The 16,890-nt window shown below is 62.9% G+C and carries 14 protein-coding genes; 10 read left to right on the top strand and 4 right to left on the bottom strand.

The annotated features are described in order from the left end of the window. Positions 1–84: 84 nt before the first annotated feature. From glgB to GD606_RS10360, 8 genes are all read left to right on the top strand, one after another. Complete coding sequence (glgB, locus tag GD606_RS10325) at positions 85–2,016, top strand: 1,4-alpha-glucan branching protein GlgB (RefSeq protein WP_163301575.1); 1,932 nt, start codon at positions 85–87, stop codon at positions 2,014–2,016. A gap of 64 nt (positions 2,017–2,080) precedes the next feature. Beyond that, complete coding sequence (ppnP, locus tag GD606_RS10330) at positions 2,081–2,410, top strand: pyrimidine/purine nucleoside phosphorylase (RefSeq protein WP_176629271.1); 330 nt, start codon at positions 2,081–2,083, stop codon at positions 2,408–2,410. Positions 2,411–2,420: 10 nt separating this feature from the next. Further along, positions 2,421–2,699, top strand: coding sequence for a hypothetical protein (locus tag GD606_RS10335; protein ID WP_163301576.1), 279 nt, complete (start codon positions 2,421–2,423; stop codon positions 2,697–2,699). Between the two features lie 181 nt (positions 2,700–2,880). Next, positions 2,881–3,561 (top strand): hypothetical protein, encoded by a 681-nt coding sequence (locus GD606_RS10340; protein ID WP_163301577.1) that lies wholly within the window; start codon positions 2,881–2,883, stop codon positions 3,559–3,561. 309 nt (positions 3,562–3,870) lie between these two features. Beyond that, complete coding sequence (locus tag GD606_RS10345; RefSeq protein ID WP_163301578.1) at positions 3,871–7,767, top strand: ATP-binding protein; 3,897 nt, start codon at positions 3,871–3,873, stop codon at positions 7,765–7,767. A gap of 128 nt (positions 7,768–7,895) precedes the next feature. Further along, the gene (gene murI, locus GD606_RS10350; RefSeq protein WP_163301579.1) at positions 7,896–8,711 is read left to right on the top strand and encodes a glutamate racemase; all 816 of its coding nucleotides are present in this window, start codon (positions 7,896–7,898) and stop codon (positions 8,709–8,711) included. A 195-nt stretch (positions 8,712–8,906) separates the two neighbouring features. Continuing rightward, on the top strand, positions 8,907–9,518 hold the full coding sequence (locus tag GD606_RS10355) for a hypothetical protein (protein ID WP_176629272.1): 612 nt from the start codon (positions 8,907–8,909) through the stop codon (positions 9,516–9,518). Positions 9,519–9,690: 172 nt separating this feature from the next. After that, positions 9,691–9,876, top strand: coding sequence for a hypothetical protein (locus GD606_RS10360; RefSeq protein WP_163301580.1), 186 nt, complete (start codon positions 9,691–9,693; stop codon positions 9,874–9,876). Here GD606_RS10360 and GD606_RS10365 read toward each other — a convergent pair. Continuing rightward, a complete protein-coding gene (locus GD606_RS10365; RefSeq protein WP_163301581.1) occupies positions 9,873–10,574 on the bottom strand; it encodes an aspartate/glutamate racemase family protein in 702 nt (233 codons plus the stop codon). The two genes, GD606_RS10360 and GD606_RS10365, sit on opposite strands and share 4 nt — an antisense overlap. Before the next feature lie 276 nt (positions 10,575–10,850). Between GD606_RS10365 and GD606_RS10370 the strand changes: the two genes are divergently transcribed. Together GD606_RS10370 and GD606_RS10375 are read left to right on the top strand one after the other, a co-directional pair. Next, a complete protein-coding gene (locus GD606_RS10370; RefSeq protein ID WP_163301582.1) occupies positions 10,851–12,518 on the top strand; it encodes a bifunctional metallophosphatase/5'-nucleotidase in 1,668 nt (555 codons plus the stop codon). Between the two features lie 17 nt (positions 12,519–12,535). Then, on the top strand, positions 12,536–13,636 hold the full coding sequence (locus tag GD606_RS10375; protein ID WP_163301583.1) for a hypothetical protein: 1,101 nt from the start codon (positions 12,536–12,538) through the stop codon (positions 13,634–13,636). A 45-nt stretch (positions 13,637–13,681) separates the two neighbouring features. Here GD606_RS10375 and GD606_RS10380 read toward each other — a convergent pair whose 3' ends face one another. From GD606_RS10380 to GD606_RS10390, 3 genes are all read right to left on the bottom strand, one after another. Beyond that, positions 13,682–14,200 (bottom strand): DUF3828 domain-containing protein, encoded by a 519-nt coding sequence (locus GD606_RS10380; protein WP_163301584.1) that lies wholly within the window; start codon positions 14,198–14,200, stop codon positions 13,682–13,684. A gap of 33 nt (positions 14,201–14,233) precedes the next feature. Beyond that, a complete protein-coding gene (locus tag GD606_RS10385) occupies positions 14,234–15,508 on the bottom strand; it encodes a GNAT family N-acetyltransferase (RefSeq protein ID WP_163301585.1) in 1,275 nt (424 codons plus the stop codon). Between the two features lie 143 nt (positions 15,509–15,651). Beyond that, positions 15,652–16,725, bottom strand: coding sequence for a GNAT family N-acetyltransferase (locus GD606_RS10390; protein WP_163301586.1), 1,074 nt, complete (start codon positions 16,723–16,725; stop codon positions 15,652–15,654). Positions 16,726–16,890: the final 165 nt, after the last annotated feature.

A 16,890-nucleotide genomic window follows, 5' to 3' on the forward strand; every position in this document is an offset into this window, starting at 1 on the left:
GGCACTTCGTCTAGGGTGTGGCCCCGCGCGGCGGCCAGCCCCATTGCCGCGCGTCCATCCCGCACACCCCCAAGGAGCCACATCATGCGGCGTCCCCATGAACCACGATACGGCGCAAGCCTTCTGACCGACCACGACATCTATCTTTTCAAGGAAGGCAACCACTTCGATCTGCACGACAAGCTCGGATCGCACCCCATGACCGTGGACGGCGAGCCCGGAACCCTGTTCGCCGTCTGGGCCCCCAACGCCGCCGCCGTGTCCGTGGTGGGCGACTTCAACGAGTGGGACGCCGAAAGCCATCCCCTGGCCGTGCGCCACGACTCCTCGGGGATCTGGGAGGGTTTTTTACCGGGCATCGGCCGGGGCGCCCTCTACAAGTACCACATCGTCTCCGCCACCGGGCAGTACCATGGCGACAAGGGGGACCCCTTCGCCCGGTTCTGGGAGACCTCCCCGAAAACCGCCTCCATCGTCTGGGATCTGGACTACGGCTGGGGCGACGGGGACTGGATGGCCGGACGGGGCGAAAAAAACGCCCTGGACGCCCCCATCTCCATCTACGAGGTGCATCTGGGCTCGTTTGCCCGGGAAATGGGCGACAGGTACCGCTCCCTGTCCTATCTGGAGCTGGCCGACCGCCTGACCGAGCATGTCCTGGCCTGCGGCTTCACCCATGTGGAGTTTTTGCCGGTCATGGAGCATCCCTTCTTCGGCTCCTGGGGCTACCAGACCCTGGGCTATTTCGCCCCCACCAGCCGGTTCGGCACGCCCCAGGACTTCATGGCCCTGATCGACCGCCTGCACCAGGCGGGCATCGGGGTCATCCTGGACTGGGTGCCCTCCCATTTCCCCACGGACGGCCACGGCCTGTCCTATTTCGACGGCACCCACCTCTTCGAGCACGCCGACCCCCGGCGCGGCTACCACCCCGACTGGAACTGCTACATCTTCAACACCGGCCGCTACGAGGTGCGGGCCTTCCTCATCTCCAGCGCCATGTTCTGGCTGGAAAAGTACCACATCGACGGCCTGCGGGTGGACGCCGTGGCCTCCATGCTCTACCTGGACTATTCGCGCAAAGACGGCGAATGGATCCCCAACATCCACGGCGGCCGGGAAAACCTGGACAACATCACCTTTTTCCAGAAGCTCAACGAGGCCGCCTACACCCGCTTCCCGGACATCCAGACCATGGCCGAGGAATCCACGGCCTGGCCCATGGTGTCGCGTCCGCCCTACATCGGGGGCCTGGGGTTCGGCATGAAGTGGAACATGGGCTGGATGCACGACACCCTGCGCTATTTTTCCCGCGACCCCATCCACCGCAAATTCCACCACGGCGAACTGACGTTCGGCATCTGGTACGCCTTCACGGAAAACTTCATCCTGCCCCTGTCCCATGACGAGGTGGTCTACGGAAAGGGCTCGCTTCTGGGCAAAATGCCCGGCGACGACTGGCAGAAGTTCGCCAACCTGCGCCTTCTGTACGCCCTGATGTACGCCCATCCCGGGAAAAAACTCCTGTTCATGGGCGCGGAAATCGCCCAATGGAGCGAATGGAACCACGATGCCGAGATCGACTGGCGGCTTCTGGAATACCGCCACCACCGGGGGGTCATGACCTGGGTGAAGGACTTAAACGCCCTGTATCGCCGCGAGCCCGCCCTGCACGAACGGGATTTCGAGCCGTCGGGCTTCGAATGGGTCGATTTCCGGGACGCCGAGGCCAGCGTGGTGGCCTTTCTGCGCAAGGGCGCGCGACCCCAGGATATGGTGCTGGGGGTCTTTAACTTCACCCCCGTGGCCCGGCCCGCCTACCGGGTGGGCGTGCCCGTGGGCGGGGTGTGGACCGAACTCTTAAACAGCGACGCCGATGTCTACGGCGGCTCGGGCCTGGGCAACGCCGGGGCCGTGGCCGCCCAGGACGCGCCCGGGCACGGGCATCCCTACAGCCTGGAGATGGTTCTGCCGCCCCTGTCGGCCGTGCTGCTGACGCCGCAAAACTGGCTCTAGCGGCGTCTCCCCGGAACTCGAGGCCCCATCCCCCGTCACCGCCAACCCAACTACGGAGCTTCCCATGTCCCAAGGCATCCCGGCAGAATTTTCAGGCGTCACCGCCGTGTGCAAGGCCAACATCTATTTCGACGGCAAGGTCATAAGCCACACCCTGGTGGACGGCGCGGGAAAAAAGATCACCCTGGGCCTCATCTTTGCCGGCAGCTATGCCTTCAATACCGGCGCGCCCGAGCGCATGGACATGGTGGCCGGGGTTTGCCGGGTGAAGCTGGCCGGGCAGGAGGGATTTGTCGCCTATCCGGCCGGGACCACCTTTTTCGTGCCTGGCGACTCGTCGTTCGAAATCGCCGTCGACGAGGGGATCGCCGAATATATCTGCTCCTTCGGCTAAAGCGCGTCCCATGCGCCAGGTTTTTTCAGCAAAAACACAGGGTGTTTTTGCTGGTGGCGCCCCCGACGACGGCATCGCCGAACATAGCTGCTCCTTCGGCTACGGGGTGCGGCATTGGCGCCGGGAGGAAAAGCCTCCGGCGGCCAAAGGGCTTCGCCCTTTGGAATCCCGTACTATTTTGACCTCGTTGTTTTTTGAAAGAGTGGCGCACAGGTCGGGGCCTCTTTCGGCGCATGCCCAGGCGGGATCGACGCGTTTTTTCCTTGGACTTTCCGGGTATTGCCCGTAGCCTGTCCTTGAACGGGGGCGACCACACCTTTCGCCCCGTTCAAGGACGTGCATGACGCACCTGTTTTGCCCACACACACCGCCCGCCCGGTTCCGGCCGGTCCCAGCCTGGACCGCGCCGAACGACCGGACCTCCTGCCTCACGATCTTCAGCGCCCCGCCCGGTGTTGTCGCGGGGCGGCATGGCCCCTGAAGCCTGGCTCGACGCCCTTCCCCAGAAACGCGGCACGGCCGCCGACGGCGACCTGTCGGCCCTGTGCTCCACGGCCTATCCCTTCCTGTCCGATGCGGCCGTCAGGCGCCAGATCACCCGGCTAAGCGGCTACCTGTCGAAGCTTGCCGAGTCCATGCGCCGCCGGGTCATCGCCTATTCCCTCTACGTCCGCCAACTCGACGTCATCCAGGCCGCCGCCACCCGGGATTTCTGCCGCGACGGCTGTACGCGTCCCCCCGTGGGCTGCTGCAACGCCAACCATTTCGAGATCCTGTCCCTGGCCGACATGATGGTCTCCCGGCCCTCCCCGGCGGCCCTGGAGCTCTCCCACGTCATCGGCCAGTTGCAACGCCTGGAGACCTCTTTCGAAGTCGAGCACGGCCGCTGCCTCACCCCCGGCCACTGCGACTGCCTGGCCGCCGACGGCTGCACCCTGCGCCTGTTCAAGTCCCCGCGCTGCGTCCATTTCCTGTGCGCCGAACTGGGCCGCGCCCTGGAGACCCGCTTTGGGCAGGCGGCGACGCCCTTTTGCGCGGCCATGGGCCAGGTGGCCGTCCAGACCATCGCCACCACGGCTGATTTCACCGACCCGGGCATCCTGGACGCGGCCGGGTCGCTTTTCGCCGCAGCGCCCCCTGCCCGGACGTAAGCGCCACGCGTGTTGCGGCTGTCGCTGCGCGGAGTTTTTTTTCTCCCCCCACGCGTCTTCATGCCTGCCGCCGACACGCCGCAGATCAAATCCCACATCGGTTTCACCGTATTGGCCCGTAGCGGCAAACCCGTCATTGCGTTGCCCAGAATCGATCCTGCCGCCTTTTGTTTCTCGACAGCGATATCGCTTTGTGATGTATTCTGCACGTCGTTGGAGTTCCCGCTCCTTTCCTGGCAAAGTCGGATGCTCCCCTTCTGGGTCGACACGGCATGCCGTTGGCATGGCAAAGGAAATAGGGTCGAACCCATGAAAACACCCTCCTGGGTCTCGCCTCCCCAACTGCTGGCGGCCCTGGCCATTCCCTTCGCCGCCCTGGCCATACAGTGGCTTTTCTGGGGCGCGATCAAGCCCTACGTCTGGTTCCTGTTCTTCCCGGCGGTCTTTTTCAGTTCCTGGGTGGGCGGCCTGCCCGGCGGCCTTGTCTCGACGGTCCTGTCGGCCGCCATGGTGGCCGTCTTCTTCATGGAGGCGAACCTCGGGCAGATGCTGAGAAATCCCATGAGCCTTCTGTCCATCGGGGTGTTTTTGTGCATGGGGGTGCTTTTCAGCCTGTCCCACGGTCGGCTGCGCCGGGCCAACCGGCTGGCCGCCGAGGCCCTGGAGTCCGCCCGCCAGGCCAACGACAAACTCCTGGCGGCCAACGCCGACATCACCCGGCTCTACGAGAAGACCCGGGAGCTCGACGAGCTCAAGACCCGCTTTTTCGCCAACGTCAGCCACGAATTGCGCACCCCCCTGACCCTGATCCTGGCCCCGGTGGACAGCCTCCTGCGCGACCCCGGACTTGCGCCCGCCCCCCGGGCCAACCTTGAACTCGTCGCCCGCAACGCCCGCCTGCTCCACCATCACGTCAGCAATCTGCTCGATGTGGCCAAGCTCGACGCCGGACGCATGGCCATGCGCTATTCCCGGGTCGACATGGCCCATCTGGTCCGATTTTCAGCCTCGCTTTTCGAAATCCTGGCCCGGGACCGGCGTATCCGCTTCACCATGTCCGTCCCCGAATCCCTGCCGGCCCAGGTCGATGCGGAAAAAACCCAACGCATCCTGCAAAACCTCCTGTCCAACGCCTTCAAATTCACCCCCGACGGCGGGCTCATCGAACTGGCCCTGGAAGAACGGGACGGACAGGCCGTCCTGATCGTTGCGGACAGCGGGCCGGGCGTTCCCCACGACATGCGCCAGACCGTTTTCGAACGCTTCCGGCAGGCCGACGACAGCTCCCGCCGCCGCCACGGCGGCACAGGTCTTGGACTGGCCATTGTCCAGGAATTCGTCACGCTGCATGGCGGCGCAATCCTTCTGGACGACTCGCCCGACAAGGGTGCCCGGTTCACCGTGACCCTGCCCCTGTGCGCGCCGGAGGGGGCCGCCATCGTGGAGGAACCAAGCTTTTCGGACGAGGCCATCTCCCGGCAGATCGTGGAGGAACTCACCCCGGGCCCCGCCAATCCGGCGTCTCCGCTCCCAGACCCTGACCCGTCCCGGGAACTGGTCCTCATCGTCGAGGACAACCCGGACATGAACGCCTTTCTGGTCGACGCCCTGAACAACGAATTCCGGACGGCCTCGGCCCTCGACGGCCGGGAGGGCCTGGACACGGCCCTGGCCCTCCGGCCAAGGCTGATCATAAGCGACGTCATGATGCCCGGCATGGACGGCGAGGAGATGGTCCGCCAACTCCGCGACCACCCGGAGACTGCGGACGTGCCGGTGATCATGCTCACGGCCAAGGCTGACGAAGCCCTGCAAACCCGGCTTTTACGGGACATGGTCCAGGATTTTCTGACCAAGCCCTTTTCCGTCGCGGAGCTCATGGCCCGTGTCCATGCGCTTCTCAAGGATCGTCGACGCCTGGAAGCCGAGAAAAGAAAAACCCAGGCCCGCTTCGAGGCCACCTTCGAGCAGGCCGCCGTGGGCATCGCCCATGTGGCCCCGGACGGCCGCTGGCTGCGGGTGAACCGCAAGCTGTGCGATACCCTGGGCTACAGCCGCGATGATCTGCGCCGCAAAACCTTCCAGGAGATCACCCATCCCGACGACCTGGAGACCGACGTGGGCCACATGGCCCGGCTGCTGTCTGGCGAAATTCCGTCCTACACCATGGAGAAGCGGTATGTCCGGGCCGACGGCGGCACGGTGTGGGCCCAGCTCACGGTCTCCCTGGTGCGTGATGGCGCCGGACGGCCGGACTATTTCATCTCCGTGGTGGAGGACATTGGCCGCCGCAAGGGCGTCGAGGCGGCCCTGCGGGAAACCCGGGAACGTTTCACGGTGCTGGTGGAAAACGCCCCGGAGGCCATCTGCATCCTGGAGGACGGCCAGGTGATCTACGCCAACACGGCCAGCCAGAGCCTTTTCGGCCTGCCCCGGGAACATGCCCGCGCGGCCCCCTCCATTCTTGACTCGGTCACGCCCGGGCACCGGGACCGGTTCCAGGCCTGGATCGCCATGCGGGAGGGTGCTGCGGCGGATTCCTCCACCAGCGAGCCCGCCCTGGCGGAGGAATTCCGTTTCCTGAAAAAAGGCGGCGGGAGCGTGGACATCGAGGTCTCGGCCGTTCCCCTGTTCTTAAACGGGCGGCGGGACGTGTTGCTGTTCGCCCGGGACATCAGCGAACGCAAGCGGGCCTACGAGGAAATCCAAAGCCTGGCCCGGTTCCCCGGGGAAAACCCCAATCCGGTCCTGCGGGTGGCCCCGGACATGACCGTTTTGCACGCCAACAAGGCCAGCGCGGCCTTCCTCGACCATTTCCAAAGCGGCCTGGGGCAGCCCTTTCCCGCCCCGCACCAGGAGGACGTGGCCACGGCCTTCGCCACGGACAGGCCGGTGGTCTTTGAGACGATGGTGGGAAAACGGGCATTCGCCATGACCGTCCACCCCATCCTGAAAAGCGGCTACGTCAACATCTACGGACAGGACATCACCGACCGCAAACGGGCCCAGTCCCAACTGGTGGCCGCCAAGGAGGCGGCCGAGGCCGCCAACCTGGCAAAGAGCGAGTTTCTGGCCACCATGAGCCACGAGATACGCACGCCCCTAAACGGCGTGCTGGGCATGCTCCAACTGGCCCAGACCACCGCCCTGGACGAGGAGCAGGCCCAATACGTCGCTACGGCCCTGCGCGCCGGGCGGGGCCTTTTGTGCATCCTGGCCGACATCCTGGACATCTCCCAGATCGAATCGGGCCGGATGGCCCTGTCGGCCAGGGGATTCGAGATCCAGGAGGCGCTCCAGCCGGTCGTCAGCGCCTTTACCCATGAGGCGGAGAAAAAAGGGGTGGAGCTTTCCTTCGTCGTGGAGCCGTCCACGCCCGATTCCTTCTGCGGCGATCCCGGCAGGATACGCCAGGTGCTCTACAATCTGATGGGCAACGCCCTGAAATACACCGACTCGGGGTCCGTGCGCCTGCGGGTCTTTCCTCTCCCCGAAATCCCCGGCCGGGCAGGGACTCGCCTGTGCTTCGACATCTCCGACACGGGGGTGGGCATCCCGGGCGACAAACAGGCCCGGGTGTTCGAGGCCTTCACCCAGGCCGACGGCTCCTATACCCGGAAATACGGCGGGACGGGCCTGGGGCTTTCCATCGTCAGGCGGCTGGTGGACCTCATGGGCGGCTCGGTGTTTTTATGCAGCCAGGAGGGCGTCGGCACCCGGGTCCGGGTCACGATTCCCGACCAAAGCCCGCCCGAATGCCCCAGGCAGCAGCCCATCTCCCTGGGGACCATGGACCGGGAGGCGGGACGCGGATGGCGGATCCTGGTGGTGGAGGACGATCCCGTCAGCCAGTTCGCCGCAAGCCGCTACCTGACCAAGCTCGGCTACCGGACGGAATGCGCAAACAACGGCCAACAGGCCCTGGAGGCCCTGCGCACCGGACACTTCGACCTGATCCTCATGGACATCCAGATGCCGGTCATGGGAGGCTTAAACGCCGCCGCCATCATCCGCACCGACGCCACGTTTCGCGACCACGCGGACATCCCCATCATCGCCATGACCGCCCATGCCATGCTCGGCGACCGGGAGCAGTTCCTGCAGGCGGGCTTAAGCGGCTACGTCTCCAAGCCCGTGGAGCTGTCCGAACTCAAGCAGGCCATCGAACGGGCCATGGACGCCGTCCCCACCACCATGCCGCAGTAGGCCGCCGGGCAGGCCCCCTCCAGGCCTACCCGGTCCAGGATTGATTCCCTCCGGGCCTTGGCGTATCCGTGTCCCCACCCCGGGACGGCCGCCGCCCCTGGGAAATCCAGCGCAAAAGGCTTTTTTCCGTGACGCAACCGGCAAACCATCCCATCGGCATCTTCGACTCGGGCGTGGGCGGGCTGACCGTGACCCGGGCGGTCATGGAACGCCTGCCCGCCGAGCGCATCGTCTATTTCGGCGACACGGCCCGGGTGCCCTACGGCGTCAAATCGCCCGAAACCGTCAACCGCTATGCCGCCGAAATCGTGCGCTTTTTGCTCGACAAAGAGGTCAAGCTGCTGATCGTGGCCTGCAACACCATGGCCGCCGTGGCCCTGCCGACCATCACCGCCCTGTCCCCCGTGCCGGTCCTCGAGGTCATCGACGCCGGAGCCCGGAGCGCCCTGGCCGCCACCGGAACCGGGCGCATCGGCATCATCGCCACCCCGTCCACCGTGCAAAGCGGGGCCTACAAGGCGGCCATCGCCCGGCGCGGCGGCGACGCCTCGCGCACGATATCCCGGGCCTGTCCGCTGTTCGTGCCCCTGGCCGAGGAGGGGTTCCTGGACCACCCGGCCACCCGGCTCATCGCCCGGGAATACCTGGCCCCGGTCCTGGCCGAAAACCCGGACACGCTCATCTTGGGCTGTACCCACTATCCGCTGTTGCGGCCGCTTCTGCAGGACGAGGCCGGGCCTTCGGTGACCCTGGTGGATTCGGCCGCGGCCGTAGCGGCGGACACCCAGCGGATTCTGGCCGAGGCCGGGCTTTTGGCCGACGCCGACCACCTGCCGCACCACGACTTCTACGTGACCGACGCCCCCGACCGGCTGCGCGGCATCGGCGAACTGTTTTTGGGCCGCCCCCTGCCGGACGTGCATCTGGTCAGCCTGGGCTGCTGATCGACCTGCCGTCCTTTCGTCCTGGACGCTTCGACCCGCCGACCCGCCTCATGGATCGGCTGGCCTTACGCCGAACCAGGGAGCAGTTGCGCCGACCGTCCCGCCTGTCTTCCAAAAGACATCCTCCGTGCGCCAAGCGGTCACACGGGCGTGGTTCAGTGCCGCCAAACCACCCCGTTTCCGGAGGAGACGCCCATGGAAAGACATTTCGACCGCCGCCAGTTCCTGGAGCTTGGCGCGGCGTTTGGCGCGGTGGTGGCCTCCCAGATGCTCCACGACCTGCACAAGCCCTGGGTCTTCGCCTGGGGCGAGGCGGGCGAATCGCGCCCGGAAAAACCCCTGGCCGGGACCGGCGAACACCATCCCTTAAGCGTGGCCGAATCCATGGTGGTGGCCCAGGCCTGCGCCCACAACCATCCTGGATCGCCGAAGGATGAGGCCGAGGTGGTGGGATGGATCAAGGCGGCGGCCATCCTGGCCGGGATCGATCCGGTGGCCAAGGGATTTTTGGCGACGGGCGGCGAGACCCTGCCCGAACCCCGGCGCATGGAGGGGTTCGTGTGCCACCTGGGCTACCACGACTGGGTGTTGTCCGTGCCCTCGGCCAAGTGGACCATTCCCGTGCTGGCGGAACTCGCCCGGGAGCGCTACGGCATGTCCGAGGCCGATCTTGCGGGCAGGCCTTTCAACGCGTTCCGCAATTATGTCTCCTCGCAGACCACCGCCATGCGCCTCTACGCGGCCTATTCCACCAAGGGAAAGGCCGGGGTGGCGGCCCTGGCCGAGGAACTGGTCAAGCCGGTCTGATCCCCTTCCTGCGCACCATGCAGAACATCACGGGCAGGTCGCGGCGCAACCGCGCCGTCAGCGAGTGACGTTCGCGCCAAGACGTCATTGTGAAAGGCCGGGGTGACAAGTCCCCGGCCTTTTTCTATATATGCGCCCGGCCCTGGGGCCAAATCCACTGCAGCGGACAACCATGGACATCAGGGCCGGAGACCGCATTTCCTCGAAACGCCACAAGGGCGAACTGGTGGTGGCCGTGTCCGGACGGCGCATCCTGGTCTGCCGCAAGGTGAAAAAGGACGGCGCGCCGGGAAATCAGGAGGTCTTGGTGGATCGAAACGAGGTGGCGGCGGTGCGACTGCGGCTGCCCCTCTCCTAGCCGTCGCCGTCCAGGGCCATGTCCACGGCCATGGCCGCATGCAGGGCCGCCGTATCGAAAAGCGGCAGCGCCGATTCGGCTGGCGGCAGCAGCATGGCGATCTCGGTGCAGCCCAGGATCACGCCTTCCGCCCCGCGCCCGGCCAAATCCCCCACAACCCGTTCGTATTCCCGGCGGGAAGCCGCAGTGATCCGCCCCTGGCACAGCTCGTCGAAAATCACCCGGTGCACCATGGCCCGGTCCGCCTCCCCGGGCACGAGCACCTCGATGCCGTGCCTGCGGGACAGCCAGCCTACATAGAAATCCATCTCCATGGTCGGGCGCGTGCCCAAAAGCCCCACCCGCGAAAGCCCCGCCGCCGCAACGCCCCGGGCCGCCGCATCCGCGATATGCACCACCGGAATGCCCGCCGCCGCCGCCACCGCGTCGTACACATTATGCACGGTGTTGCTGCATAAGAGCAGAAAATCCGCCCCGGCGGACGCGATACGGGCCGCCGCCGGGCACAGCAGATCCGCCACCCCGTCCCAGTCGTCCGCCGCGAGGCAGGAATCCAGATCGGCGAAATCCACGCTTTCCATGAGGATGCGCGGGGAATGGCTTCCGCCCAGGCGGGCCCGGACCCCGGCATGGATGTCGCGCAGACAGTTTAGGGTCGATTCGAAACTCATGCCGCCTAAAAGTCCGATGGTCTTCATGTCCTGCCCCCTTGTGCGGCGAGTCTGCCGCCGCCTGCGGCGGCCACGCAACATCGCATGGCCCGTCCGGCGCATTCGGCCCGTCTGGCCCATCTGGCCCGTCTGGCCCGCCCGGCCCGTCTGGCGCTGCCCCTTGTGCAGCACAGGTCGCCGTCCGGGTCAAGGGGGCCGTGCGCAGGGGACGTGCTGCCCGGGTCTGTTCTCCGCACCGATTTGGGGGTATGAGACGGGCATCCGGTACAATCCACCACACCACCCCGGATACGGGAGTCCGCCATGTCCCTTTCGCCCGTGCCGCGCCCGGTCCTGCGGCGTTTTGGAAACGCTTCGGCCGCCATCCTCTTTCTCCTGGCCCTGGTCCTGGCCACCGCCGTCCGGGCCGAACAGGCAGATTTCGCCCTGACCCTTTTGCACACCAACGACGTGCATGCCCACATCGCCGACTTCGACGCCATGGGACAGGAATGCACGGCCGACAAAGAATCCCAAGGCAAATGCCTGGGCGGCGCGGCCCGACTGGCCACGGCCATCGCCCAGGCCCGGGCCGAGGGCGGCAACACCCTGCTCGTCGACGCGGGCGACTGGTTCCAGGGAACCCTGGCCTACAGCCGCTTCAAGGACGAGGCCCTGCGCGCGGTGACCAGCCGCCTGGGCTATCAGGCCATGGCCCCGGGCAACCACGAGTTCGACGACGGCCCGGCCGTGCTGGCCAGCTTTCTGTCCGGCGTCCCCTTCCCCATGCTGGCCTGCAACATGGACGCCTCGGCCGAACCGCTTTTGGCCGGAAAAATCGCGCCGTATGCGGTTCTCGACGTGGGCGGCCGCGCCGTGGGCGTGGTGGGCGTGGCCAACGAGGACACGGCCAGCCTGTCGAGCCCGGGGGAGAATGTACGGTTCATGGCGGCCGAGGAGCCCCTGCGCGCGGCCGTGGCTGAACTGGCGGCCCAGGGGGTGAACATCATCATCGCCGTCAGCCATGCCGGGTTCGAGCGGGACAAGGTGCTGGCGGCCGCCGTGGCGGGCCTGGACGTCATCGTGGGCGGCCACAGCCATCTGCTTTTGGCCAACGGCGCGCCCGAGGCTGTGGGCCCGTCCCCCTTACGCATCTCCGGCCCGGACGGGGAAACGGCCTGCGTGGTCACGGCGGGCTCGTGGGGCAAATACCTGGGACGGCTCAACCTGCGTTTCGACGCCGCCGGGCGGGTGGTGGAGGCCGAGGGCGACCCCCGGCCCATGGACGCGGGCATGGCCCAAGATCCGGACATGGCGGCCCTGGTGGCGACCTATGAGGAACGTCTGGCCCCGTTTCGGGCCACGGCGGTGGGCAGCCTGGAAACGGCCCTGCCCCTGGACCGGGGCGACTGCCGGGGCGCAGAGTGCCTCATCGGCGACATGGCGGCCGATGCCGTGCTGGCGGCGGCCGCACGCCACGAGGCCCGGGCCGCCCTGGTCAACGCCGGCTCCATCCGGGCCGGGCTGCCCGCCGGAGAGGTGACGCTGGGTGCCGTGCTCACGACCTTTCCCTTCGGCAACACCCTGGTCGTGTGCGACCTTCTGGGCGCGGACCTGATGGCCGCATTGGAGCACGGGGTGAGTCTGGCGCACGATCCCTTGGGCTCGGGGACGGGACGGTTTCCCATGGTGGCGGGGCTGCGCTACGCCTTCGATCCGGCCCGGGAGGCGGGGTCGCGCATCCTCTCGGCCCAGATCCAGGGCCCGGACGGAAAATTTTCGCCTGTGGACCCGGCCGCCACCTATCGCGTGGCCATCAGCGACTACCTGTCGCGCGGCGGCGACGGCTACGGCATGCTCAAGGACCGGGCCAAAAACGTGCTGCTCGACGGCCGGACCATGGACGAGATGGTGGCCGGGTATCTGGCGGCGCATTCGCCGCTGGCCGTGGCCCTGGATGGAAGGATCGAGAGGAAGGAGAAAGGAGAATAAGCACGAGGGGGGACACCATGGGCAGCCGGGACGAGGATGGCGGCCGGGACTCAGGAGAACGGGAGGCGACGCTGTCCTGGGAATGGAAGGCGCGGCACATCCTCACGGATCGGTTCGTGCTCGCCGATTTCGTCACGGTCATGAGTATTGCCGGGAGCGCGATGTGCCTGCTGCTCTCTTCCATCATGATTTTTCAGGGCGACTGGGACGCGGCCGGGCGCATGGCCGTTTTCGCCCTGGTCATGACCGGCGCGGTGGCCGTGCTCTTTCTGCTGATCATGCTCGTCATCGGCGGCAGGTTCCGCTACCGCTTCGAGATTGACGAAGACGCCGTCACCTTCACCGTGCTCTCCGGCTGCGTCAAAACAAGCAACCGGCTCGCGGTCGCCCTGGGCGTGCTGGCGCGAAGACCTGGATTGACGGGCGCAGGGCTTCTGGCCAAGTCGGAGGAGTACAACCGCATCGCCTTCGCGGACCTGTCCACGGTCAGGTACTACCCGAAGGATCATGTGATTTTTCTGCGCGCCCGCTGCAATCCCAAGCCGATCCGGCTCTATTGCCCGCCGCAGGCATACCCTGAGGCGGCGGACAGGATCAGACGGGGATTTGCCCGGGGCCGGAACCGCCAGAAGCAGGAAGGGCGCGCCCTCGGTCCCTCTCCTGTCCCGCGCCGGATGGCGGCCACCTGTGCGGCCCTGGCCGCATCCCTTTTCCTGCTGGCCGCTCCCTTCGACATCCCGCCGGGCATCGCCCTGGGCATGGCCGCCCTGGCCGTCGCCGCCATCTGGATCCCCCCGGCCGGAAAACCCGTGGGGGGCCTGCTTTGCCTGGGATCGCTGGGATTTGTCCTGTACATCGCCAGGGCGCTCGTCACGGTGAACGTCACCACCACGGAAGAGCAATTCCGGGCCTTCGCCGCCAGCCGGGGCGTTGCGCTCAATGAGGCGGTCAGGCTGGACAACACCTTTCTCGGCAACTACGCCCCGTATGAGCTCTTTGACCCGGAGCGATGGACGTTCTTCGCCCTGGCCGTTCTGGGCGCGCTGGTCCTGGCGTTTGTCGGGCTCACGGCCTTCCGGGCAGGCTACGCCCGGCGCAGGCCCGGCATATCCGGATAGCCCCCGGCAACCTCGCCGGGGTTCCCGGGAAACACCCAGGACACGTCACGGTTGGCTCAAGATGTCGCGCAGCGAAATACGCTGGCCATCCTGGAGATAGCGCACATCATCGATGACCCACCGTCCGGCGTCCTTGACCAGCAAAAAATCGTAGGGTTTCTCACCCTTAAAGCCGTTTTTCACCTGCATGACGGCTGTGTCCCCCTGGCTGGCGATGCCGACGATGGACAACGGCTTTCCGGCATTGTCCTGGGCGTTGAAGAAAAAATCGAAATCAAGGTTCCCGATGCCGTCATTGTTTTTGCTCAACAGCCGTTCTTTCTGAAGCAGATCTTTCAGTTGCGGCGAAACGATGTTTTTCGAGAGTGCGAAACCGATGCAGTCCTGCGAGCCATCGCTAAGGAATATCTTCGAATATTCGGCGAGAAGCGGGGCGAACGTCTGGCGGATGCTTTCCGCCGCCGGATCCTGTTGCTGGGCGCCGACAGCATGCGCAGCACAACAGCAGACCGCAATAACCAAGAAACCGACTCTCCGAAGGATACGTGTCACACACTGTTTCATATCCACCCCCAGTTCTTGCTTGGGATGCTTCTCTCACAAATCCGGACGAGGCGAAAGCCCTGCAAGACCACCATCAGCCTCTGAACCCGCGGGCATCCGCCCTGCTCCTGCACCCCGTGCAGGCCCGAAGGACCACTTTCGCCTCCCGGGGGAGGCGCGATCTTTCCCCAGCGTCCGGGAAAAAAATCCGCCGAGGAGAACCCTGCTTTGCTCTTTGAACGTCTTCAAGGTCTTAAACATTTTCATTTTGAGTGTGGGCTTCAAAAGACGCACCCATACAAGGTTACTCTTTCCGTTTGAAAGACTCTTCTTATATCTGTCCTCTCCGGCTCCGAAGTCGTATACCATATGATTCTTATTGGCATTGTAAACAATGGCCAGGGTGTGGGCGACAAGGCCAGGGCGCATTTTATTGTCTTCAGAGTAATGAAATCCGCACTGATAAAAGTAAACGGTTCCATTGTACACATGATTGTAGAGGTATCCGATGATTTTGTCGCCTGCTGTAATCTTCAACACCTGAATCTCATGAAAGGAGAATCTGGATTCCAGAAGATTGTCATTGAACTTGATGACATACGGATTAAGAGAGGAAACGATTCCCTGGGCATCTTTTCTCAATCTGCCCAGATAGTACATTTCTTCAAGCATTTCCCTGGCAGATGCTCTCGAATCTGCTTCATGCACCTGCAACTCGCCGAATTCTTTATATGCCCGCATGGACCTTTTGATCTGGCTTCGCGTATTCTGGGACAGCGTCGACAGGAATGAGTCAAACGTCTTGCCGACTTTTGTCAAATCGACAGTGTATGCAGGCTTGTCATAGTCATATATTATGTATTTGTCGTCGTATTCATAAAAACCATTCCCTGGAAAGTCCCGGGTTGAAGCCCCCGGGAAATAAAACTCATCCCATCCAAACGGAAAACTGTTGACAACATCACGGATTGAAATGCCTACTTCTTTCAGCTTCAAGAAATGATTATATATCCCACAAATGGAATCAAGATAGATATCGCCGCATGAATACACGCTCACCAGTCGCGTCGGGACGATCCCCTGGCGCATTTTTTTTGATGTCGTTACAACACATGCATAGACGCACTCGTCGTCTTTCAAAACCCGCATTAAGTATAATTGTTGCGTTTGTTCAAGACTCGTGCACCATGTTGCAATCCATCCATGTGAAATATAATATGACGTATCGCTCTTGTCGCAAAGATGCTTCCACTGTGATAGCGCACCTTCCAAATCGCTTCGCATATCTGTTAATTCGACGCACACGTTTGTGCAGGAAAAAATGGACACGTAGCTTCCTCCCAGGCGAATGAAAGAATGAACTCGGGTGCTGCTTGATCAATCGAGGAAATGGTGCTGCCTGAAAAAGAAGGTTCGATTATCCATGCTCCAGGAGAGAGTCTGCCTTCATTGTGAAACGAGCATATTGAGAATTATGTGGTCGCCTTTTTCGACATTTTAATTTTGTACGCCATGGACAGAAGCTGTCCTTTTATGTTGTTACTGAAAAGAACATGGGTGTTGCATTCACATCTGTCGTGTGCATATTTCTGTTTGTATCCATACGACAACGGATAGCAATTCAGAAGCTTCACGTCCGGAAAAGTGTCGATCAAAAGACGAAGTGTCCTCGCTATCAAAATGACAGACGGACCAAACATGGCATAGTCTCTATCATATGCCGTCCTTAACCCGTTATATACCCCATCTTCGATATATCCGTACTGTCCGGCAATTTTTACCCCGTCAATCTCAAGAAAAGCCATGAAAAACTTTCCGGAAAGACAGCATGCGTGAATCAACGACTCGGAATAGACAAGATTATCCTTCATGTTTAACAATGCTGTACCGGACTCTTTTTTCCATCCCGTGTTCTCCATCTCATAAAATCGTCCCATGTGGGGAAGAGCTTCATAATTCATGTAATAGACAAACTTGCTGTCTTGTTTTGCAATTTTTCTCTCTAATCGATCAAGATTTTCACGAGTTTTCTTTGACAGGTATGTCTGACAATATTCCTCAAACGAATCTCCAATCTCTACAACATATGTTCGATCATGAATCGTAAAAAATTTCGTGTTGTTGCTTTCAAATGCTGACGCCAGCAACCCCGCTTCAGGCTCAAAACAATAGATGCTGCTGAATTTGAGCACATCCCATTTGCCATGCTGTTCCTGTAAAAGGCGAATCAGTTCCCTGAAATAAAATTCACCATACCCCGCCGCAACAATCGGCTTACTTATACTGAATGACTCATGGTAAAGTGTATTGAATACTTTTGCGCCATACTTTCTTTCCAACGTGAAGGGATACAGCCCCAGGCACGTCTTCCCGTCCCACAGGGACAGAAAGGCTGGTTTGCGGCCAGCCAGATAACATGCGTACCAGGCGTTGAGCAGCACATAGTCATTTTGTATGCTTGGATTGGCGAGACTCTTCTCCAGCCTGAGCCATTCTTCGGATATTGCAGGGATGGAAGAGTGGAATTCTATGCGTGTCGACCCCATTCATCCCCCTGAAACCGTGTCTCATGCAACCATATACACATAGCGTACGATATTCACCGGTACACGTCGCCATGCAAACTTGAGGCAGATTGCGGCCACGCCTTCGAGGCATGCGCCATCCGTTACGTATCCCCCGGAATTCGCACACTGAAACTTCACAAACAT

This window comes from Desulfolutivibrio sulfodismutans DSM 3696 (genome assembly GCF_013376455.1).
In the GTDB taxonomy this organism is placed as follows: Bacteria; Desulfobacterota; Desulfovibrionia; order Desulfovibrionales; family Desulfovibrionaceae; genus Desulfolutivibrio; species Desulfolutivibrio sulfodismutans.